Raw genomic sequence first — 20,363 nt, forward strand, 5'->3', positions numbered from 1 at the left:
CGAAGCACCACTCTCGTAACGCGCCGAGCTATGCGTGGGAACGGTTCATCTGCGGCGATGACTGCTGCGCGGCGTCGATGATGCTGCTCCTCGGAGCGCATCGTTGACGAGCCCGCTCCCGACAGCGGGCTTCCGATTGATGGGGTTCAATGACAGCTTGGATCACAGTTCGAAGCTCGGCGGCTTTTGAAGTCGCCTCACCGGCCAAGACCAATTGGTGAGCCTCTGCGAGCGCGAACAAGCGACCTGACAGGCTTGCCGCGAAATCTTCGGGGTCTCTGGCTCCCTTAGCGCCGAATCGGATCATCGTGTTCACGAGCGCGAACAAATTCTTGATCCGATGGCTCATCTCCCCAGCCAACATGGACTGACGCCGCTCACTCTCAAGCAGAGCCTGCTCTCGCGCTCGCAGAGCTTCCTCCGCAATGGTCCTTTCCAGCAAGTCCGCGGCCTGCCGAGCCAAGATATCCAGCAGCCGCAAATCGCGCTCGGAGGGCTGGTGCGCCTGCGTCCAGTGGGTCGAGAGCATTCCAAGCAGGTTGCCTGCGCGTGAGATCAGCGGCGTGGTCTGCGCGGACCGGATGCCAGCCCTGCGGAATGCCGCGAGCTAGGCAGTCCCCGCGATGGCGTCCCATGCCTCAAAATCCGCGATGACAGCGCGCCGTCCAGCCTTCAGGGCGACAGCGCAGCTGCTGAACGCGGTCGGTTTGACCCATTGCCAAAAGGACACAGCTTCGTCTGGTAGCCCGTGGTGGCAGAGGAGGCGAAGCTCGCCCCCGTGACCGGGATGCTCCGCCTCTGAGCAGAGAACCTGCATTGTGCCAAATTCAGAGCCCGTAATCGCGACGGCCACCGCGACAATCTTGCGATACAGCTCCTCGCTGTCGTGCTCCGCTATCAGCTGGACACTGATGCTGTGCAGCAGATCGATATCTGTCGGCTCTCGGACCTCGGGAGGCAAACTGATCGCCACCCGGCTAGCGGGAAGCGAATGCGAATAGCTCGTCATAGCCCCCCTCCCCGCAAACTGGTCGGCGCAGGCTACACGCATCCCAGGAACATAGCGATTCCGTCTTACGGAAGGAGCTACAGTTCACCAGAGCTGAGCGCCCCATCAAAAGACATGCCAGGGGTGCGTGGCTGCCCCGCTCACGGGCGCTTGAGGCTCGTCGCAAGCCCTGTCGAAAGAGCCGTCGAACCGGACACATAAAAAAAAGTCTCGAACGGCGATCGGCTGGACAAGTCGCCGCCAGCCGGCGCTCCCAGTTCGGATTAGACGGACGCCATCTGAGCCGTGCCCCGCGGCGAGCGCCCTTGGTGGAAGCCGAGCCCAGGTTTGCCTTTTGCGCGTACGCCCTCGACGATGCGATCGCCTCCGACGTAGTAGCGCTGCGATCCGGCTACGAAGAGCAGCGTGCAGGCGCTCCCGCAAGTGTTCCCCGACGCGTTCACGACGGTTGCCGCACCGGCCGCCTTGATGCTGCGGGCCATCGCAATCGCCGCCGGAAGGCCGCCTTCGCCAGCGCCACCACTTGATAGCACAACAGTTCTGAAGCTGCCTTGAGGAGCGGCGCTTGCAAACGCTTCGTCATCGCCCGGGCCGATGAGGCCGCTCACCGTAACCGTTGTCCCGTGGCGGGTAATCTGCGCGGCGTTGGCCGGGACGGCCACGCCGAAAGCGGCTGCCGTGTAAATCAGAAGCAGGATGGCGTTTTTCATAGGGAGAGAAGTCCCAGGGTAATCACGCGTCAGATTGATCCCCGCTGCAGTCGAACGTCAACTTCCCCGATCTCCGACTCCCGCGTTTCCGACTGCAGCGCGCTAGTCTTCCGCCAGCGGAACCCGGACCGCATGACGCGTCCCCCAGAGCGCCTCATGAAAGGAACTTCTCGATTTTTCAAAGGTTTGATCAGCCAAACCCTGACCAAGGACCTGCTCATGACGCCTTTCCCTACCCTGCGCACATTTCCGCTCGCGCTTCTCCTCGCAACAAGCGCTCTCACGCCGACCTTTGCCCAGACGACGCCCTCGCCAAGCGTTGCCGTTCAACCGACGCCGTCCAAGCCCGATGCCGACATGGCCGAGGTCCTGGGGGTGCTTGCAGGCCTTGAGCCGAAGCCGATCGAGAGCCTCGAGCCGAGCGAGGCGCGCAAGCAGCCCACACCAACCGACGCGGTGATGAAAATCATCAAGGACAAGAAAATCGACGCGAAGCCGCATGAGGGACTCAAGGTTTCCAACCAGCGCTTCGCCGACATGGGCAACCTGCGCCTGCGCTGGTACGTGCCCGAGAAAGCTACTAAGGAGTCGAACCTTCCGGTGATCGTCTACTTCCGGGGCGGTGGCTGGGTCATCGCGGACCTGGACGTGTACGACGCAACGCCCTCGGCGCTTGCAAGGAAGACGGGCGCTGCCGTCGTCTCCGTCGACTACCCGATGGGGCCGGAGAACAAGTTCCCGGCCGCCCACGACGAGGCGGTCGAGGCCTACAGATACGTCCTGAAGAATGCGAAGGGCTGGGGCTACAACCCCGATAAGATCGCTCTGGTAGGCGAGAGTGCCGGCGGCAACCTGGCCATCAACACCGCCATAGCCGCCCGTGATCAGAACCTGACCAAGCCAGTCGCAATCGTCTCGGTCTATCCGGTCGCAACGACGAGCATGGACACGCCCTCCAAGAAAGAGCAGGCGGCGGCCAAGCCGCTGAATACTCCGATGATGGCCTGGTTCGTCCAGCACGCCACGAACGGCGGCAGCGACACTCAGGACCCGCGCCTGAATCTGGTGGCAGCAAACCTGAAGGGCCTGCCTCCGACCACGGTGATCAATGCCGAGATCGACCCCCTGAAATCCGACGGCGACATGATCGTCGAGAAGCTCAAGGCGGCGGGCGTTGAGACTACGCACCAACTGTATCCGGGTGTTACGCACGAGTTCTTCGGTATGGATGCGGTCGTCGCGAAGGCAGGGGAAGCGCAGGATCTCGCCGCCTCGCAAATCAAGAAGGGCTTCGGCGGCTAACCGCAGATGCGTCTGGATTGCCGCCCGCGCCGGGCGGCAATCCTTCTCTCGCAAAATACGGAGCACCTCCATGCCAATCCGGGACATCGGAGAACTTGCGCTCGCTTATGACGAGTATGGGGACCCGGGCGATCCTGCGGTCGTGCTGATCCATGGTTGGCCAGACGACGCCTCGACGTGGTCGTCCATCGCCGAGGCTATCGCGCATGAGCGCTGCTACGTCGTCGTACCGACGCTCCGCGGTTTCGGAGCAACCCGCTTCTTGTCGGACACGGCGGCTCGCACCGGCGACAGCGCCATCATCGCGATGGACATAATTGCGTTGGCGGATGCACTCCGCATCGAGAATTTCTCTGTGGCCGGGCACGATTGGGGTTCAAGCATCGCGGAGGCCTTGGCCGTCGGTTGGTCGGGGCGGGTCCAACGCCTTTGCATGCTGTCGACGACCCCACGAATGGGCGGACTGGCTACCCCCACCTTCGCGCAGGCCAAACTCTACTGGTACCAATGGTTCATGGCCACGGATCGCGGCGCCGACGCAGTTCGCCGCGATCCCCGCGGCTTCGCGCGAATCCAGTGGGAGAACTGGTCGCCGCCGGGGTGGTTCGATGAGGCAACTTTTGAAGCCGTGGCGCGGTCATTCGACAATCCGGACTGGGTGGACGTCACGCTGCACAGCTACCGGTCGCGCTGGGGGTTCGCCGACCTGGACTCGCGGAGCGCATGGCTCGCAGTGAAGGTGAAGGAAACACAGTCGCTCTCCCTCCCCACGCTTTTCATCAAGGGGGACGAGGATGGCGTGACTGCCCAGGAAAGCTTCGCGAAGGTGCCGGAGAAATTCTCAGGCCTTTTCGAGATGGTCGGCTTGCCGGGGGTCGGGCATTTTCCGACGCGCGAGGCTCCTGCCGGGGTGGCGAAAGCGCTGACGCGGTTTCTACGCGACGGGATCTAGAGCGATGTCAAGCGCGTGTATTCGGTCTGCAGCTGCATGCCGTAGCCGCGGAGTCTTCAAAGCACCGAAGAGACCGGCGCGAAAAAAATCCACTCTTGGGGAAACGAGAACGACGCAAGCGTGTTAGTGCAATCGAGAATGCGTGCTCACGGTTCCCGCGGACACCCCGGAACGCGATATGCATTGGTGTCCGTTCGTCGGGAGCTGGGGGCTGTTTTACGTGGCAGATGAAGGTTCTTGGTCAGAGGCTCTGGCAGACGCCGCCAAACTCTTCGCGGGGGCCGGCGAAGTCCGCGCTCACGCGCGGGAGCTGGATTGGTCGCGCACACCGCTAGGGCCGACGACGGGGTGGTCACCCGCCATTCGAACGGTGGTGAGGTCTATGTTCGAATCCCCGTTTCCAATTTGCTTGTGGTCGGGACCGGAATTCGCACTGATATACAACGACGCGTATCGCCGCATCTTGGTCGCCAAGCACCCTGCGGCTTTGGGGCAGCCAGGCTCGGTCGTCTGGGCGGAGATCTGGGAGGAGTTGAAACCTCAGTTTGAGGGCGTCCGGGAGCGCGGGGAGCCGGTCCATTTTGAGGACGCTCCATTTGCGATGGCGCGCCTCGACGGTGGTGGCATCGAGACCGCCTATTTCAACTACTCCCTGTCTCCTCTTCGCGAAGAGGACGGAAGCGTTGCTGCCGTGCTCAACATTACGCCGGAGACGACTGCCCGCGTCGTCGTGGAGAGGCGCCTCGCGGAGGAGCAGGCCGCCCTCGCCGCCAGCGAGACGCAAGTCAGGCAGCGCACGCTGGACTTGGAGGCGGCCCTGGAAGCCAAGACAATCTTGCTCCACGAGGTCGATCACAGGGTGAAGAACAACCTCACGATGATCGGCGCCTTGCTCCGGCTTCAATCACGCCAAATCGACGATCCTGGAATCACGGCCAAGTTGGATGTCATGATGGAACGGATCGATGCCCTGGCCACCGTGCATCGAAGGCTCTACCAGTCCGACGACGTCACGAGGTTCGACATCGCCGGCTTCGCCGAGAGCATGGCGTCAGGTGTCATCGGGGCCAGCGGCCGCAGCGACATCGAGCTCATCGCGGATATCGAGCCGATCGAGGTCCCGTCCGATTACGCGTCGTCGCTGGGCCTGATCCTCAACGAGATGCTCACCAACGTGATCAAGCATGGCCTGAAAGATGGCCGCGGCGGGACGATCAAGTTGACCGCGCGCGGCAGCGGCTCCGACTACTTCCTGGCGGTGGAGGACGATGGGCATGGCATCGATCTCGACAAGAAGAGCGACGGCTTGGGCCGGACCTTGATCTCTCGGCTGTCGAAGCAGGCAGGCGCAAAGGTGACTTGGGATCGCCTCGCCAACGGTACGCGCGTCACTCTTGAAAAGAAGAGTCCTCTCTAAAATGACGAGGTCGAAGCCCCTGAGGATACTGATCGTTGAGGACGAAGCTCTTCTCGCGATGGACGTCGAATCCATGGTCGAGGACAGCGGCCACTGCGTTGTCGGCGAGGCCGCGTCGCTCTACGACGTCGAGGCGTTGGACAGAGATATCGCTCCCGACATCGCTTTCGTCGATATGCACCTGGCCAAGGGGACGAACGGCCTCGATGTCTGCGCGCTGATCCGAAAGCGCTGGGCCGACGCGATCATCATCTTCGTGACGGCCAACCCGTCGAAGGTGCCACCGGACTTCGCGGGCGCCCACGGGATCATCGCCAAACCGTTCTCGCGAAACACCTTCATGTCTGCGATCCAGTACCTCGGCGAGATGTTGGTCTCCCCACCGCCGTCGATCGGCAAGCCCGGCGACCTTGTCGCCTCGACAACCCTCACCGCGAGCTTGGCGTCCTCGTGAAGCCGGCTTCTAATCAACTTCGCGGCTCCTCTCCCCCGCGAGGGAAAGTCCGGTCCCCGCACCGCGAATTACCGCGCGCTCGCACCGCCGGCTCGCGCGAGGAGGCGCTTGGCACGTGTTGAATCTCGATCTGAACGAAAGCGCGCGGCTCGATGCGCTTGCCAGCTTCGCCATGCTCGACACGCCGCGGGAGCAGGACTTCGATGAGATCGCCGAATTGGCGTCCCAGATCTGCGAGACGCCCATCGCAGTCGTGAACCTGGTCGGAAATGGGCGGCAATTCTTCAAGGCTGAGGTCGGACTGGGCGTCCGCGAGACGCCTCTCAATTCATCGTTCTGCGCGCGGGCGATCCTCGAGGAGGACTTCATGCTCGTACCGGACGCGACCAAGGACGCTCGCTTCGACTGTAACCCTCTGGTCACCGCCGAGAACGGTCTCCGGTTCTATGCCGGCGCGCTGCTGAAGACCGGTGAGGGACACCCGATCGGCACGGTCTGCGTGCTCGATTTCAAGCCGCGCGATCTGTCCGGCATCCAGCAAACCACTCTCAAAGTGCTGGCTCGCCAGGTCATGCGACAGCTGGAGTTGCGCAGGACGCTGCGCGAGCGCGACGAGGCCCAGGCCCAGCAGGCTGTCCTGAACGCCGAGATAGCGCACCGCATGAAGAACACCCTGGCTATGGTGCAGGCTATAGCGACGCAGACTCTGAAAGGCGTGACGGAGCGGGACGCCGTCGAGGCGCTTTCCCGCCGCATCGCGGCGCTCGGCAGAGCCCATGACCAATTGCTCCAGGAGGATTGGGCCGCGGCGTCGCTGGAGAAAGTGGTGCGGCCAATGCTGCTCTTGCACGGTGACGGCGGCCGCATCCGAGCATCGGGGCTGGATATCGACCTTGGGCCGAAGGCGACGCTGTCGATCTCTCTGCTTCTCCATGAGTTGGCGACCAACGCCGCCAAATACGGTTCGCTCTCGGTGCCAGCCGGTAAGGTCGACCTGTCTTGGACCATCGACCAGAGCGGCGTCGAAGCAGTGCTCCGGATGATCTGGAAGGAAACGGGCGGCCCGCCAACTAGCGAGCCTACCGACCGCAGCTTCGGTTCGCGCCTGATCCAGATGGGACTCGTCGGGAAGGGCGGCGTCGCGAAGGAGTGGTCTTCCCGTGGCCTCACTGCGACGTTCGACGCTGCCATGCCGGACGTCATGGCACTTTAAGCCGATTGCCGTCGGAAAGCGCATTCCTCCCTGTTTTTACAATAGCCGACATTCCCCCGGTCGGGACGCCGACCGGGTGCGACCGGGTAGCCAGTTGAAGGCCAACGCGCGCCCAGCACGTGGGATTGCGAACCCGTAGGATTCGGCAGGCAACGCCATCAATCGACCTGCAGCGTAAACTTGGTGCTCATCCTACGCGTGCAGGCCTATATCGCCGCCGAGATCGAAGGAGGCTTTTAGGAGGACGCAGGGACAGGGCTCGATGCAGCCATCGGTCTCAGCTACCGGTGCGGAGGATTCAGTTGCAATCGCAACTAGATCTGCATTGAACACATAACGAACTCGAAAACACGCCAATATAGCCCTAATCCATGCATTAGATGCATGTCGGAATTGCCGCGCCCCACCTAAATGTGCCGGCCGGCTCGGCTTATGTGCAGCCCACAACGAGATTGTCGCTGTGGGCGCCGCCCCGGTCGGGAAACTTAGGGAGACCACAATGTTCGTCACCATGATCGCTGCCAAGATCCGCGCCTACCTCCGCTATCGCGAGACCGTCAGCGAGCTGTCCCGCCTGACCAACCGCGAGCTTGCGGACCTCGGCGTCTCGCGCTCCGAAATCCCTTTCATCGCCCGCGCGAACGCGGCCTGATCGAGCGATTGCCAGAGTTTCTCCCGGGGCTCGTGTCTCCCTCCCCTTGAGCCTCGGTCGAAGAGCGAATGCCCGCCTCACGGCGGGCATTTTGCGTTCAGTGCCGAGGTCATTTTTGAGGCGGCCTCGGCGCCTGCAGATCCGTGGAGCTCTTGGGAGCGTCCCTTGGATCGACCCGGCCGGACTGCAGTTCGCGCTGCGTCTGAGCGTGGTTCAGGTTGAAGCCGATGAATATCGCCGCGATGATGAAGGCGAGCACGGCGACGACGCCGATGGCTGCTCTTCTTGCCTTCTCCGGCGGAGGCGAACTGTCGATCGGCATTGGCATGCCCTATCCGTTCACGACTGTGCCGCCGTTCGGGTGCAGCACCTGCCCGGACATGTAGCTGGAATCCTCGCACGCCAGGAACAGGAAGCTCGGGGCGACCTCGTTCGGCTGCCCCGGGCGCTTCATCGGCGTGCTTTCGCCGAAATGCTTCAGCTTCTCCGGGCTTGCTCCGCCCATCGGGTTGAGGGGCGTCCAGATCGGCCCGGGAGCCACCGCATTCACGCGTATTCCCTTCTCGACCAGGTTCTCCGAGAGGGCTCGCGTGAAAGATGTGATCGCGCCCTTCGTCGAGCTGTAGTCGAGCAGCTCCCTCGAACCCTGGTAGCTCGTGACGGAAGTGCAGTTGACGATGGCGGCACCGCTTCTGAGATGTGGGCGCGCGGCCTGCGTCATGAAAAACATGCCGAAGATGTTGGTCTGGAACGTGCGCCGAAGCTGCTCCTCGGTGATGTCGGTGATGTCCTTGTCCGGGTGCTGTTCGCCGGCGTTGTTGACGAGGATGTCGATCTTGCCGAACTGCTCGATAGTCCGGGACACGGCAGCGCCGCAGAACGCCTTCTCCCCGATGTCTCCAGCAATCGAGATGGCTCGCCGCCCCTCTCGCTCAACGATGCGCACCGTCTCCTTGGCGTCGTCGTGTTCGCTGAGGTAGACAATCGCGACGTCCGCCCCTTCCCGGGCGAAAAGTGCTGCGACCGCGCGGCCGATGCCGCTGTCCGCTCCCGTGATGAGCGCGACCTTTCCCTTGAGTCGATCGCTTCCAAGATAACGCGGCTCCCAGTCCGGCTTCGGCGTCAGGGCGGCTTCGTGCCCCGGAAGACCGTCTTCGTGGATCATGGCGTCTTTGACTGGCATTCAAGATCCCTGTGTCGGACCGCGGCGCTGCCGCCGGCCAAATCGCCCCCCAGCGCTTTGTCGTCGAACCTTCTCGGCAGGGACTAGTTCCCCCGGACGCTTTGCGACCGAGAACGGGCGTCAGGAAACGACCTTGCCGAGGTCGCCATTTGCAGATCTGCCCACCTCGAGGGGCATTGCGGCATCCATAATTCGCGTCGCCAGCGCGGCGTCGGGCTCCTCGACGCGCACCGAGACCACAGACCGGCCCGCCGCGTTTCGCCTGCGTGGCGCTCAGCGTCATTCGCCGGCACGCCGGCATCGACTAGTGCGCCCAGAACACCTCCAGCCAGTGCCCCTGTCACAGCGCCGGACAGGAACCACCCAGTCGCGACGATCGGCCCGACGCCTGGAAGGGTGAGTGCCCCCAGGCCAAGTGCGAGCCCCGTCGCGGCGCCGGCAGCCCCTCCAACGCCTGCTGCCGTAGCCGTGTTGTCGTCACCGCCAGCTTGCTGTCCCAGAAGACCGATCCTCTCGGGCTGAATACCAGCCTCGGCCAAGCGGACCGCCACGTTCCGGGCATCCTCGAATGTCTTGTAGGTTCTGGTGATCGTCTGGACCTGCAGCATTTCGGCCTCCCTGTTGCGAAAAGGGCGAGCCCCGGAGGACCCGCCCACCCAATCCGCACTAACGACGGTGACTAGTGTTGGCCGCCCTTGCGACCTGCTTCCGACGCGCGCTCGCGGTCATTGGCAAAGTTGCCCGATCCGCCACGCTCGGTGCCGTGCGATCCGCTTTGCTGGCGGTCGCTGTTCGACGCGGACTGCTGCCCGCGCTCGTTCTGGTGGCTGTGCTCGCCGCCCTTCTTTCCCGCCTCGCGGGCATTGTCGGGATTATTGGCGAAGCCTTGGTTATTGGCCATCACTCGCTCCATAGGTTGCTCTCCGGAGAGCCGGAGAATCTCGGTTTGAGGTGAGTTGACCGACTGAGCGGTCTTGGAGTGAACGACCCAGGCGCTGGGCTGTTCCAACTTCTTCTCAGTGGTGAGCTCTGTGCTCGGCGTTGCGCTTTCGCGTCGCCGCCGCCTTCTTTGCCGATGCCGATCGATCGGCGGCGCTCCGCTCGGCAGAGGCCTTGCCGCCCTTTTCTCCGCCCTTGTGCGCGGCCGGATGGCCGGTTTCCTTCCCCCGCCCGGAGCCGCCCGCCTTCTTCCCGCCCCCGTCATCCTTGTTGACGGTCGCCCACGCCCGGCGCTCGGCCTCCTTCTCGGAGACCCCGCGCTTCTCGTAGCCCTCGGCGATGTGGTCGGCCTTGCGCTCCTGCTTGTCGGTGTACTTGGATTTGTCGCCCCTTGGCATGGCTGCCTCCAAAATTGGGGGTTAAGCCCTGCGAACAGCATCCAATGACAAAAGTTCCAGACCGATCGGCGAAGCTGCGCCGGCGCTGGCAGCGCCTAGCTGCTCGGCTAAAAGGCAGCCTTGGCCTTGGATGTGTCTTCGCGGAGTTCTCACCAACTCCTCGGCTTCTTTTCTCAACTTCGCCGCCGCGATAGCGCAGCAATCTCGTCGCCGCTTAGCTGCCTGCTTCCAACTTGGATCGCCTCAACGCGGCCAGCCTCCAGGTCGACTGAAATTTCGCGCAGCGCGGTAGCCCAGTCCGGGTAGTCCATCTGATAGGTCGCCATTAGCTCGCCGCCACGCTTGACGTTCTGCCTCAGCACGACAATCACCTCGCCATCTTCGATCTCGCTCATTCTTCCTCGCAGCGTGTCAGCATTTTTCCCGACGGCAGGGCGAAGTAGCACTCGTCCTCGTAATGGACGGGAGTACCGTCTTCGAGCGTGTACGATGTCAGCGAGAGGCCGGGCCATTCGCGCCACACGACGACCTTGTAACGCTTGCCATCGCTGTCCTGGCAAACCTCTGTGTGAAGCGCGCGCTTCACCTGCATGGGCCGCCTGTTCGGTCCGTCGGATTTCCAGATTGCGACCAATGGCGCCTCGCGAACCACCCCGTGGCAGTGAACGAAAGCCTGCAATAACTGGTTCCAATGTGTCGGGCCCAAGCTACTCCGCAATCGCTTTCAGGGCCTTTTCCATATTGAAGGCGGCCGCTTCGCCGGCCGCGGTCACAACGGCGAACGATCTCGCAATCCGCGCATAGTTTCCACCTGGCCGCAGCTTTCTCTCGCTGATTACGGTTACGCCTACAGCGGCTACGGGAGATCCGCCGGTCACTCTGCAATAGCGCTGGTAGATATCCAGAGCATCGGACCGCTCGGGGTCCCTTAGAGGCGATCCGATCGGGGTGCTCTCCCGCAATCCACTGAAATAGGCCTTCGCTGCCGTTAGCGGCCTGAGCTCCCGACCGCTCAACAGCTTGATGCATTTCGACATTGCAGCTCGTCTTAATTCGTCGCAGGCAAAGGGGTGCCGTCGGGCTCGCCAAGCTTTCACAGCCGTGAGAGAAACTTATGCGGAAAGCGGATCAGCGACGATGGGCTGACGGCCCTTCGCGCCCTTTCTGACTGCCGTCGCCACGAAGGCGCGATACTCCGACCAGGTCGCCAGGCGGCGGGAGCAGCCGCCGCAACACACATCGCTGGTGGGCCGTAGGTCCGATGGCACCGCGATACTCGGCGAGCCGCAACTATCGCACCGAAATCCGTCCGCACCCATCACGCCTGTCCTGACGAACCACACCGCCGCTGCAAACTTCGCGGGCGAGCGATGGTTCCGCTGCGCCGGCCGGAACCTCCGCACGCGACGCTCCGTTGCTCCGGCACAGCTTCAGGAAGGAAATCCAGCGATGATGTTCGTCGAGCAAATCAGGGATGGCCAACGGGTGATCGGATCCGATGGAGGTCACGTCGGAACCGTCGACGCTCTCAGCGGCCAGCTCATCAAACTCAAGAAGAATGATCCCGAGTCGGGCGGCGCTCACCACTACATCGACCTGGGGCTCGTCATCGGTCTCGAGGGCGACACCATCAAGCTGATCGTCCCGGCCGCTGAAGCTAAAGAACGATGGTCCGAGGCGGCCGAATAATGGACAGACGCCATTTCGTGGCAGGCGCAGGCGCGGCAATCGTCGCTGGCCCGGCTCACGCGAGCATCGCAGTCGATCGCTTCGGTCCGAGAGGTCCTGGGCGCAGCGTCATCCTTCTCCACGGCTCGGATGGCTTGACCAACGGCGGTCGATACGAGTTCGCCGCGGAGATGATCGCCGCTGCCGGCTACACCGTCTGGCTACCCCGGTATTTCGAAGCCACCGGTGATCGCCTAGCCCGCTACGGTGAGATCAAGACCAAGTTTCCGATCTGGCTCGAAGCGATCGAGGCCATCAAGGTCGAAAGACAGGATCGGTTCGCCGTTGTCGGCTTCTCGCTCGGCGGAGCGTTGGCTTTGGCACTCGCCGCTCGCGACAGCAGGATCAAGGCCGTTGTCGACTTCTTCGGCTTCCTCCCGCCTGGATTAGAGCGGGCATCATTACCACCGACGCTCATTCTGCACGGGGATGCCGACCGCATTGTTCCGTTGTCGAACGCAGTCGCGATCGAGAAGCTGATCAAGGGCAATGGAGGCCACGTCCAGAGCCACATCTATCGAGGCGAAGGACACGGACTATCCGTCGCGAGCTGGCCTGACGCGATAGCGAAGACGCAGGCGTTCTTGCGGGAACGCCTGTGACGGGCTTGGCCGGGAAAGCGGTTCGTGAGGGCAGGCGCCGGTGAAGATTGCCACCTACAACGTCAATGGTATCAACGGCCGCCTATCGGTTTTGCTGCGCTGGCTCAAGCAGGACAAGCCGGACGTGGTCTGCCTGCAGGAGCTGAAATGTCCCAACTCCCGCTTCCCAGAGCGGGAGTTGCAGCAAGTGGGGTATGAGGCAGTTTGGCAGGGCCAGAAGAGCTGGAACGGCGTCGCCATCATTGCGAAGCGCGGCAGCCCACTAGTCCTGACGCGCCGAGGCTTGCCCGGCGATCCCGACGATAGTCATAGCCGATACATCGAGGCCGCGGCGCGCGGAATGCTCATCGGGTGCGTTTATCTCCCCAACGGCAATCCGGCCCCTGGCCCGAAGTTCGAATACAAGCTTCGCTGGTTCGAGCGGCTGCAGAGCTACGCCGAGGAGCTGCTATCGCTCGACGTGCCGGTGGCGCTTGTTGGTGACTTCAACGTCATGCCCACGGAGCTCGATGTCTATGCGCCCGATCGTTGGAGAGAGGACGCTCTCTTTCGCCCCGAGGTGAGGAAGGCGTACGCTAACCTCCTGGAACAGGGTTGGGTCGACGCCGTCAGGCACCTTCACCCCGAGGAACGAATCTACACGTTCTGGAAATACTGGCGGAACTCGTTCGAACGCGATGCTGGGCTGAGGATCGACCACTTCCTGTTGAGCCCCGCGCTGGCCGATACGCTCAAGCGGGCGGAGGTTCGGCGTTCGCCGCGCGGCTGGGAGCACACCAGCGACCACGCGCCGGTGATGATTGAGCTCTAGGCCAACACCGTGAGCTCGTTCGATCGCGGACTGACGGCTGGCGAGCATCCCGCGCACACCGCTGGGAAGGTTCTCCCCTTTTTGTGCGCTGAATTTCGGAGCACCCGGGCGAATCCGCGTTGACAGGAATCGGGCGGCTAGTGTTCTTATTATGTTCTCATCAAAGAGAACGCGATCATGCTCACGCATCCGGCCGTCGTCGGTCCTCCGGCTTTCCTCGCAGTCTACCGGCAGCCAGTCCGCGCGGGCTTCCCCTCGCCGGCCGACGATTACCTGGACGCCCCGATCGACCTGTCGCGTGCACTGATCCAGAACGCGCCAGCGACCTTCATCATGACCGTCGCCGGCGACAGCGCAATCGACGCCGGCATCTTCGACGGAAGCCTGATCACGGTCGATCGCAGCCTGCGGCCGCACGACGGCGATCCGGTCGTCGTCGATGTCAACGGCGAGCGGTCGGTCAAAATCTTCCGCGTGTTCGGGGGGCGATCATGCCTCGCGTTCGGAAACCGCCGCTATCCCGACTACGACCCCGGCCCCGATGCGGACATCGAGATATTCGGCGTCGTTACCAACAGCGTTCGGCGATTCCGTCGGTGACCGCGAGCTTCGCCCTCATCGACGGCAACAGCTTCTACTGCTCGTGCGAGCGCGTGTTCGACCCAAAGCTCAAGGGCCGGCCGGTAATCGTGCTGTCGAACAACGACGGCTGTGCGGTCGCGCGCACCAGCGAGGCTAAGGCGCTCGGTGTCCGGATGGGCGCCCCGATGTTCACGATCCGCGACCTGGTGAAGCGCGAGGGGATCGTCGTGTTTTCCTCGAACTACACCCTCTACGGCGACATGAGCCGGCGGATGAACACCGTCTACCAGCGGTTCGCGTCCGACATCGAGGTGTACTCGATAGACGAGAGCTTCCTCGACGCGACGCCGGTGGAGCCGGAGCGCCGGTTGGACTGGGCCAAGGACCTACGCTCGACCGTCTCGACCTGGACCGGCGTTCCGACCTGCGTCGGCATCGGCCCGACGAAAACACTCGCCAAGCTCGCCAACAAGATCGCCAAAGGCACCCCGCAGCTCGGCGGGGTCTGCGACCTGACCAGCCCCGAGGCCCGCCAGGAGTGGCTCCGCCTCATGCCGCTCGCTGACGTCTGGGGCATTGGGGCTTCCAGCCAGGCCAAGCTCAAGGCCTTCGGCTGCCAGACCGCGGCGGATGTCGCCGCACTCGATCCGAAACTAGCGCGTCAGACGCTGACCGTCGTCGGCGAGCGGATCATCCAGGAGCTGCGGGCGCACCCTTGCGTCGACCTCGAGGCCGTCGCGCCGACCCGCAAGGGCTGCGCCGTGACGCGTTCCTTTGCCGGGCGGGTCGACAGCCTGGAGATGATGCAGGAAGCGATCGCGTCGCATGCCACGCGCCTGGGCGAGAAGCTTCGGCACCACGGGCTCGCGACGGACCACGTCACCGTCTTCTACCACACCTCGCCATTCGACGGCGGGCCCGCGCGCTCGGTCTCGACCACGGTGGATTTCCCAGAGGCCAGCAACGACACGCTGGTGCTTGTCAGGGCAGCCAAATGGGGGGCGCGACGGATCTGGAAGCCGGGATATCGCTACGCCAAGGCCGGTCTCATGACGGTCGACCTGGTTCCCCTCGAAGCTTCGCAGCGCGCGCTGATAGGCAGTCTCGATCGGGAGAAGTCGGGACGCCTGATGGCGGCGCTGGACGCCTGCAACAGCCAGCACGGCCGGGGTGCCGTGTTTCCGGCCGCGGCAGGGGTGGCGAACCAGCGGAAGGCCTGGGCCACCAAGTTCGACCGCCGTTCGCCGCACTACACCACGCGGCTCGGCGACGTGCCCGTCGTTGGTTCGCGCGCCCACTGAGAAGCCGCGAGGTCCGTCGCGAGCCGGACGGGATCGCACCGAAGGGAACACGACCTTGGCCCGCCCGTTCGATCTCCATCGAAAGCGGTCACCATGCTGGAGGATACCATGGGCGAGCTCACACTCACCGACATCGCGGAGAAGATGAAGGAGATCGATTTCTGCATGCTCACGACCGTGACGGAGGGTGGCAAGCTTTCCAGCCGGCCGATGAGCAACAACCGCGATGTCGACTACGACGGGGATTCCTGGTTCTTCGCCTATGATGATGCGCGGTTCATCCAGGACATCAAAACCACCGATCAGGTCGGCCTAACCTTCTCAGGCGACAAGAGCCTGCTCGGCAAGCCAGGCATCTTCATCGGCATCGAGGGCAAAGCCAGCTTGACCAAAGACCGGGTCGCTTTCGAAGAGCACTGGGTCGACGACATGGAGCGCTGGTTCCCGCAGGGCATTGAGACCCCCGGCATCGTCCTGGTTCAGGTGCACGCGTCGCGCATGCACTACTGGGACGGTGAAGACGAGGGAGAGGTCGCGGTCTGACCGCTTCCGCCCAGCGCTGCGAGCTTGCGGTCCCTCAGCCGCCGTGCCCGAATCCCCAGCCTTCGGTTTTGCCGGCGCCGAGGGGCAGAGCTTTGCTGCGTCGAGGTCGACCCGCAGTAAGCAAGCCTGAGCCGAGCATCATGTGAAGCGCATCGCAATGCAGCTGGCCGAGTGGCCTCTTCCTTCGTCCGTCACCTTGGGATCGTCGGTTCGCGCAAAGGGGATCGAACGCGAAATCAAACGTCGACTGCCTTGGGCATGGAAGAAATGCCTGAAGGTCGAAGCCGGCAAGGTAACACTTGATTCGCCGGGCGCCGACGCGGCGGAATTCGACGCGCTTTCAGCGATCGTCGGCGAGACACTGGCCGGCATCGCTGCGTTGCCTGTCCTCCCGAGCGAAGCTGAGGACATTCTCGCCATCTCGTCTCGCGAGCGCCACAAATGGCTCGACGACGGTCGCCTTCAGAGCGCGGGCACCAAAACGGTCAAGCTGCGTGGCCGCGCCAAGGCCGTCACATTCCACGTATTCGAGCCGCGCTTCATTGAGCATGTCCTTGACAGCGGACTGACAGGGATCTGGCGGGAAGAGGATATCGCCGCGGCAGCGGAGAACAGGCGGCGTGCCGCGGGAAAGGCGGCGCAGACCCGCGCGAGCAAACGGCCTCGCAAAGCGCGGAAGGCCGTCAGCAGCCCGAACGACGAAGTCCCGCCGGACCTAGCCGGCTGGGATGAATTCGATGCTGAGGGACTGCTTCGTTAGCGCTCCAGTGGCGGCGCGTGGAGCGACGGCGATCACACGTCGGATGAGCAGCCAGCTCGCGGTTTCAATCAGCCAAAGGTGTTTCGATACGGAGCTGGTTGATTTCCCTGGTCGGCATGGAGTGCGACCCGAGCGGATGTTCGATCAGCGGATCCACCACCACCGGGGTCGCGCACACCTTGAGGGGAATTGCGGCCGCCCGGAGAACAGGAACCTCGGCCTCACCTTGAGGCGCGGCTGCGTGGGCGAACGAGCTCCAGCCCATCGAGACAGCGGCGAGAAGAAGAAGCGATTTCATGCGGAGACCTCGAAAGCTGGGCTGATCACAACCGGCCGCCCCAGTCAGAGTTCCCCTCGCGCGCCAGCGCCATCCGCCGCGGCTCGAAAATTCCTTGGCGGGCTCTGGGAACCAGCGTTTTCAAGCCGCGGTCATGCGCTCAAAGTGGAGGCGAAAATGTTGCGTCTTTCGTTTCTTTCGGCGCTGTTCTCCATAGTGGGCATCACCTCTGTTCTGGCATCCCCCGCTATGAGCGCTCCCTGGGTCGGCGACTTGGCGTGGCTCATCATCGCGGCGACTTGCGTCGTCGCAGTCATGGCTTCCGAGAGTGAGAGCGCCTAACCCACCTGGTGCAACGCGCGACGGCCACTCCGCCGAGGAACCCCAGCGCTACGCCCGAGGGCCAATGCGCGAGCATTGCCACCCGGGCTGACGCCAGACCCAAAGCAGCCGACCACAAAACCGCGGGACGAGCCACGCGGTCACTGAAGAGGGCCGCCACTGCACCGGCATGCATTGCGTGGCCCGAAGGCATCGCGTCAAGCGATCGACCGGTCTTCAATCGCCCGGATCCAATCACTCGGTCAGGCCGTATCTGGTCGACGATCCGCTTGACGGCATGGTGCAAGGCGGTAGTGGCCGCGATAGTCGTCATGAAGCGAACAGCATCACTGCGGGCAGCGCTTTGGCCCGGCGTCGCCAGAAGCCAAAGTGCGCCCCCTCCCAGCAGCACGCGCGCATCGGCTAGCCACCCGAGAGAGAAGGCGACACGCGCACTCGATGGAGGCAGCCGGGCGGCTCGCGTGATTGCGCGATCCATTCCATACACCGGCAGTGCGATGCGCGGCACCAGACGGCGACTCAGCTCTTCTTCGAGCGCGGCTTGCGAATGGACTTTTCGGCGCCCGCGCCGGCCTGCTGCTCGCTGGCATCGCTCAGCCCGTGCCTCTGCATGGCCCACGCAGCCTTGGCTGCGACCCAGTGCTCTCGGTCTCGCCCGTCTGGCTGCCCCTCTTTCAACCAAATCTGGTAAGCCAGCCTGCGGATTTCTGCGTGGTCTGCGTCGTGGTCCATCGGTGTCGTCCCAAGGGTGTTCGCGGCTGAAAACGCCCTCGCTGGACTTACGGTTCCGCCTGCTGATACCGACTTGCCGACGGGTTGCGAATGCGGCGCTGCCCAATCCCTGACAGCCATCTGCCAGAACTTGAGAGTCCCGCTCGCGGGGGCCGTCGCTTCGCGCGCGGCGCCCTTGTCGAGCGACGGGTGGCGGCGCCACCGCTTTCGCTGGACGTTGAGCAGACCGGAACTGGAGGTGAACGGCGACAGTTGACCTTATCCCAGGTGATCGAACGATCCCCGGAGCATTCGGCCGCCACGAAGACCAAATAAGGACGACTGAATTGGCCGAGGAAGAAGCCCCCAAAACTGCCCAGAGACCTTCATTGGGCGGCCCGCGATTTTCTCCTCTGCGTGGCGTGCTCAAATTGCTCGTCGAGGCGGACGGTTCCCGTCTGGCGCTGAGCCGTCTGCGAGCGGCCGTCATTTTGGTCGCGGCTCTGTCGGTCTTCGCATTCCTCGGATATCTGCTGCCGACGCTGGTGTGGTGAGGGCCCAAGCCCCACCCTTCTTCCAGCGACGCAGCGGGTTGTTGTAGACCCGCCATGACGATGGCGGGCTGCTGCTTTGTCGACCTAGCGCGAAGCGTAGTGGACGACGATCCAAGCGATCGCGACCAGGAAGAGCCCACCGATCAACACCGCGAGCACTGGACGACCGAGGAAACCCTGCCGCCCTTCGACGGGCGTCTCCACGGCCGGCTCGATCGTCGAGTGCTTGTCTGCCCGCATCGGCGGGACGATCCCCCCACCGGGGCCTTCACCCTGCCGCTCAGCACGCGCGTTGGCTGCGCGGACATCTGTGTCTTGGCTGTTGGTCATCGCTCATCTCCATTTGCATCTGCTAGGGAGACTGCGTGTCGCTTCTGATTGTTCCGCCAAGGTCGCCAACACTTGCGCTCATCGGATGGAGCCAGCATCCTGCCGGTCCACTATGGAGATGCGTATGGCTACCGGCACTGTGAAATGGTTCAACGAGACCAAGGGTTACGGCTTCATCAGCCCCGACGGCGGCGGCAACGACGTTTTCGTGCACATTAGCGCGGTGGAGCGCGCCGGGTTGCGCAGCCTGAACGAGGGACAGAAGGTTTCCTACGAGATGGTCGCCGACAAGAGGTCGGGCAAGCAGTCGGCGGACAACCTCAAGGCGGCGTAGCGGCGCGGCCACTTCTGCCGGCTGCGACAGCCCGCCTCCATCGGGAGGCGGGCATATTTATCAGGCGTCGCCCTTCAAGACCCACTCCCCGCCCGAACCTTCTCAGTTCCATCGGGAGCACAACACGGCGCGCTCCAAAGGATCGCGGAACATCAATCGGAATGGGCTATCAGCACTTCTCCTGCCAGGCCTCGCGGCCGTGAACAATCGGCGAAACCTTGTCGCCGTAGGATTCCTGTCGGCATTGGCGGGTGCGGTTGGATGCCTCGTCGTCTATAACCTGATGCCTGAGCCCCAAGAGCTGAGGGAGCCGCTTCCGCATCACCTGGCTTCGTCCGATCGCCAGCTGAAGACGTCGATGGGCGCCCTTTTCGGGTCGAACTACATCCCCGGCAACAAGGTCGATACGCTCGTCAACGGCAACCAAATCTTTCCCTCGATGCTGGGCGCGATCCGTGAAGCCCGGCAGACAATCAGTTTCGAAACGTACATCTATTGGCGCGGCGACATCGCGGTGAAATTCGCGGATGCTCTTTCCGCCAAAGCCCGCGAGGGGCTGAGAGTGAAAGTGCTGCTCGATTGGGTTGGCAGCCTTCCCATGGACGAAGCGCTGATCAAGCGCATGCAGGACGCGGGCGTCGAGGTCGTGCGGTTCCGCCCTGTCACTTGGTACACGCTCGACCGCGTCAACAACCGTACGCACCGTAAGCTGCTAATCGTAGATGGCCGCGTTGGTTTCACGGGCGGCGTCGGCATACTCCCCAGCGAAGCCGAAGACATCCTCTCGATATCACCGCGCGAGCGTCACAAATGGCTCGACGATGGCCGCCTCCAGAGCGCAGGCACGAAAACAGTAAAGCTTCGTGGTCGGGCCAAAGCGGTGACCTTCCACGTCTTCACCCCGGGTTTCATTGAACATGTCCTCGACAGCGGGTCGGCGGAAATCTGGCGGGAAGAGGATGTCGTGACCGCGGCCGAGAACCGACGGCGAGCTGCGGGAAAGGCAGCATTAACGCGCGCTGGAAAGCAGGCCGGCAAATCCCGAAACAAGTCGCCAGACCCAGATGGTGGGATCTCGCCAGACCTGGCTGGTTGGGACGAGTTCCAAGCCGAAGGATTGCTTCGTTAGCACTTGTCGCATCGGCGGGAGGAGGCCGGCGCGCTCATCTCAGGGAGCACTGCCAAGCCATCATCCGCCGTTCCCCTTGGGCGGCACAACATGGCGCGGGGCCTTGTTTGGCGGCAATCAGACCAAGGTC

At 63.3% G+C, this 20,363-nt stretch carries 29 protein-coding genes and 1 pseudogene; 16 read left to right on the forward strand and 14 right to left on the reverse strand.

Going from position 1 to position 20,363, the window contains the following annotated elements; genetic code table 11:
- Positions 1-28: 28 nt before the first annotated feature.
- The 4 genes and pseudogenes from AC3WMA_RS17895 to AC3WMA_RS17910 form a co-directional block, all read right to left on the reverse strand.
- On the reverse strand, positions 29-364 hold the full coding sequence (locus AC3WMA_RS17895; protein ID WP_492287093.1) for an HWE histidine kinase domain-containing protein: 336 nt from the start codon (positions 362-364) through the stop codon (positions 29-31).
- Between the two features lie 81 nt (positions 365-445).
- Positions 446-586, reverse strand: a pseudogene (locus tag AC3WMA_RS17900) (GAF domain-containing protein); the annotation flags it as partial.
- Positions 587-607: 21 nt separating this feature from the next.
- Positions 608-1,009 (reverse strand): hypothetical protein, encoded by a 402-nt coding sequence (locus tag AC3WMA_RS17905; RefSeq protein WP_492286706.1) that lies wholly within the window; start codon positions 1,007-1,009, stop codon positions 608-610.
- Positions 1,010-1,272: 263 nt separating this feature from the next.
- Entirely contained in the window at positions 1,273-1,719 is a 447-nt protein-coding gene (locus AC3WMA_RS17910) for a hypothetical protein (protein ID WP_492286707.1), read from the reverse strand.
- A gap of 156 nt (positions 1,720-1,875) precedes the next feature.
- Here AC3WMA_RS17910 and AC3WMA_RS17915 point away from each other — a divergent pair, with 156 nt between their 5' ends.
- The 6 genes from AC3WMA_RS17915 (at position 1,876) to AC3WMA_RS17940 (ending at position 7,709) form a co-directional block, all read left to right on the forward strand.
- A complete protein-coding gene (locus AC3WMA_RS17915; RefSeq protein ID WP_492286708.1) occupies positions 1,876-3,021 on the forward strand; it encodes an alpha/beta hydrolase in 1,146 nt (381 codons plus the stop codon).
- Between the two features lie 70 nt (positions 3,022-3,091).
- Positions 3,092-3,973 (forward strand): alpha/beta fold hydrolase, encoded by an 882-nt coding sequence (locus AC3WMA_RS17920; RefSeq protein ID WP_492286709.1) that lies wholly within the window; start codon positions 3,092-3,094, stop codon positions 3,971-3,973.
- Between the two features lie 382 nt (positions 3,974-4,355).
- Positions 4,356-5,390 carry a sensor histidine kinase gene (locus AC3WMA_RS17925; RefSeq protein WP_492286710.1) on the forward strand — a complete coding sequence of 345 codons (1,035 nt, stop codon included), beginning with the start codon at positions 4,356-4,358 and terminating at the stop codon, positions 5,388-5,390.
- Position 5,391: 1 nt separating this feature from the next.
- Complete coding sequence (locus AC3WMA_RS17930) at positions 5,392-5,844, forward strand: response regulator (protein WP_492286711.1); 453 nt, start codon at positions 5,392-5,394, stop codon at positions 5,842-5,844.
- Between the two features lie 115 nt (positions 5,845-5,959).
- Complete coding sequence (locus tag AC3WMA_RS17935) at positions 5,960-7,057, forward strand: HWE histidine kinase domain-containing protein (protein WP_492286712.1); 1,098 nt, start codon at positions 5,960-5,962, stop codon at positions 7,055-7,057.
- 499 nt (positions 7,058-7,556) lie between these two features.
- Positions 7,557-7,709: a DUF1127 domain-containing protein gene (locus tag AC3WMA_RS17940; RefSeq protein WP_492286713.1), complete on the forward strand. Its 153-nt coding sequence runs from the start codon at positions 7,557-7,559 to the stop codon at positions 7,707-7,709.
- Between the two features lie 109 nt (positions 7,710-7,818).
- On the opposite strand, the gene AC3WMA_RS17945 is transcribed toward AC3WMA_RS17940, so the two are convergent.
- From AC3WMA_RS17945 to AC3WMA_RS17970, 6 genes are all read right to left on the reverse strand, one after another.
- The gene (locus AC3WMA_RS17945; RefSeq protein ID WP_492286714.1) at positions 7,819-7,968 is read right to left on the reverse strand and encodes a hypothetical protein; all 150 of its coding nucleotides are present in this window, start codon (positions 7,966-7,968) and stop codon (positions 7,819-7,821) included.
- Positions 7,969-8,040: 72 nt separating this feature from the next.
- Entirely contained in the window at positions 8,041-8,892 is an 852-nt protein-coding gene (locus AC3WMA_RS17950) for an SDR family oxidoreductase (protein ID WP_492286715.1), read from the reverse strand.
- 679 nt (positions 8,893-9,571) lie between these two features.
- A complete protein-coding gene (locus AC3WMA_RS17955) occupies positions 9,572-9,793 on the reverse strand; it encodes a con-10 family general stress protein (RefSeq protein ID WP_492286716.1) in 222 nt (73 codons plus the stop codon).
- A gap of 115 nt (positions 9,794-9,908) precedes the next feature.
- Entirely contained in the window at positions 9,909-10,229 is a 321-nt protein-coding gene (locus tag AC3WMA_RS17960) for a plasmid stabilization protein (protein WP_492286717.1), read from the reverse strand.
- 173 nt (positions 10,230-10,402) lie between these two features.
- Positions 10,403-10,624 carry a hypothetical protein gene (locus AC3WMA_RS17965; protein WP_492286718.1) on the reverse strand — a complete coding sequence of 74 codons (222 nt, stop codon included), beginning with the start codon at positions 10,622-10,624 and terminating at the stop codon, positions 10,403-10,405.
- The gene (locus AC3WMA_RS17970) at positions 10,621-10,821 is read right to left on the reverse strand and encodes a hypothetical protein (RefSeq protein WP_492286719.1); all 201 of its coding nucleotides are present in this window, start codon (positions 10,819-10,821) and stop codon (positions 10,621-10,623) included. The genes AC3WMA_RS17965 and AC3WMA_RS17970 overlap by 4 nt, the downstream gene beginning before the upstream one ends.
- An 857-nt stretch (positions 10,822-11,678) precedes the next feature.
- Here AC3WMA_RS17970 and AC3WMA_RS17975 point away from each other — a divergent pair.
- From AC3WMA_RS17975 to AC3WMA_RS18005, 7 genes are all read left to right on the forward strand, one after another.
- The gene (locus tag AC3WMA_RS17975) at positions 11,679-11,918 is read left to right on the forward strand and encodes a DUF2171 domain-containing protein (RefSeq protein ID WP_492286720.1); all 240 of its coding nucleotides are present in this window, start codon (positions 11,679-11,681) and stop codon (positions 11,916-11,918) included.
- A complete protein-coding gene (locus AC3WMA_RS17980) occupies positions 11,918-12,559 on the forward strand; it encodes a dienelactone hydrolase family protein (protein ID WP_492286721.1) in 642 nt (213 codons plus the stop codon). Before AC3WMA_RS17975 ends, AC3WMA_RS17980 begins: the two co-directional genes overlap by 1 nt.
- A 40-nt stretch (positions 12,560-12,599) precedes the next feature.
- Positions 12,600-13,370: an exodeoxyribonuclease III gene (gene xth, locus AC3WMA_RS17985; protein ID WP_492286722.1), complete on the forward strand. Its 771-nt coding sequence runs from the start codon at positions 12,600-12,602 to the stop codon at positions 13,368-13,370.
- A gap of 177 nt (positions 13,371-13,547) precedes the next feature.
- Entirely contained in the window at positions 13,548-13,970 is a 423-nt protein-coding gene (locus tag AC3WMA_RS17990; RefSeq protein WP_492286723.1) for a LexA family protein, read from the forward strand.
- Positions 13,967-15,253 carry a Y-family DNA polymerase gene (locus AC3WMA_RS17995; protein WP_492286724.1) on the forward strand — a complete coding sequence of 429 codons (1,287 nt, stop codon included), beginning with the start codon at positions 13,967-13,969 and terminating at the stop codon, positions 15,251-15,253. The genes AC3WMA_RS17990 and AC3WMA_RS17995 overlap by 4 nt, the downstream gene beginning before the upstream one ends.
- Positions 15,254-15,361: 108 nt before the next feature.
- The gene (locus AC3WMA_RS18000) at positions 15,362-15,796 is read left to right on the forward strand and encodes a pyridoxamine 5'-phosphate oxidase family protein (RefSeq protein WP_492286725.1); all 435 of its coding nucleotides are present in this window, start codon (positions 15,362-15,364) and stop codon (positions 15,794-15,796) included.
- A gap of 157 nt (positions 15,797-15,953) precedes the next feature.
- Entirely contained in the window at positions 15,954-16,556 is a 603-nt protein-coding gene (locus AC3WMA_RS18005) for a hypothetical protein (RefSeq protein WP_492287094.1), read from the forward strand.
- Positions 16,557-16,620: 64 nt separating this feature from the next.
- On the opposite strand, the gene AC3WMA_RS18010 is transcribed toward AC3WMA_RS18005, so the two are convergent.
- The 3 genes from AC3WMA_RS18010 to AC3WMA_RS18020 form a co-directional block, all read right to left on the reverse strand.
- Positions 16,621-16,854, reverse strand: a complete 234-nt coding sequence (locus AC3WMA_RS18010; protein WP_492286726.1) for a hypothetical protein — start codon at positions 16,852-16,854, stop codon at positions 16,621-16,623.
- Positions 16,855-17,146: 292 nt separating this feature from the next.
- Positions 17,147-17,653, reverse strand: coding sequence for a phosphatase PAP2 family protein (locus tag AC3WMA_RS18015; RefSeq protein ID WP_492286727.1), 507 nt, complete (start codon positions 17,651-17,653; stop codon positions 17,147-17,149).
- A gap of 41 nt (positions 17,654-17,694) precedes the next feature.
- On the reverse strand, positions 17,695-17,907 hold the full coding sequence (locus AC3WMA_RS18020) for a DUF2934 domain-containing protein (RefSeq protein WP_492286728.1): 213 nt from the start codon (positions 17,905-17,907) through the stop codon (positions 17,695-17,697).
- A gap of 326 nt (positions 17,908-18,233) precedes the next feature.
- Here AC3WMA_RS18020 and AC3WMA_RS18025 point away from each other — a divergent pair, with 326 nt between their 5' ends.
- Positions 18,234-18,440 carry a hypothetical protein gene (locus AC3WMA_RS18025; RefSeq protein ID WP_492286729.1) on the forward strand — a complete coding sequence of 69 codons (207 nt, stop codon included), beginning with the start codon at positions 18,234-18,236 and terminating at the stop codon, positions 18,438-18,440.
- An 84-nt stretch (positions 18,441-18,524) separates the two neighbouring features.
- On the opposite strand, the gene AC3WMA_RS18030 is transcribed toward AC3WMA_RS18025, so the two are convergent.
- Positions 18,525-18,770, reverse strand: coding sequence for a hypothetical protein (locus tag AC3WMA_RS18030; protein ID WP_492286730.1), 246 nt, complete (start codon positions 18,768-18,770; stop codon positions 18,525-18,527).
- A 124-nt stretch (positions 18,771-18,894) separates the two neighbouring features.
- On the opposite strand from AC3WMA_RS18030, the gene AC3WMA_RS18035 reads away from it, so the two are divergent.
- Entirely contained in the window at positions 18,895-19,104 is a 210-nt protein-coding gene (locus tag AC3WMA_RS18035) for a cold-shock protein (protein ID WP_492286731.1), read from the forward strand.
- A gap of 358 nt (positions 19,105-19,462) precedes the next feature.
- The gene (locus tag AC3WMA_RS18040) at positions 19,463-20,233 is read left to right on the forward strand and encodes a phospholipase D-like domain-containing protein (RefSeq protein ID WP_492286732.1); all 771 of its coding nucleotides are present in this window, start codon (positions 19,463-19,465) and stop codon (positions 20,231-20,233) included.
- The last annotated feature ends 130 nt before the right edge of the window (positions 20,234-20,363 follow it).

The organism is Allobosea sp. FW305-C-101, from assembly GCF_058783685.1.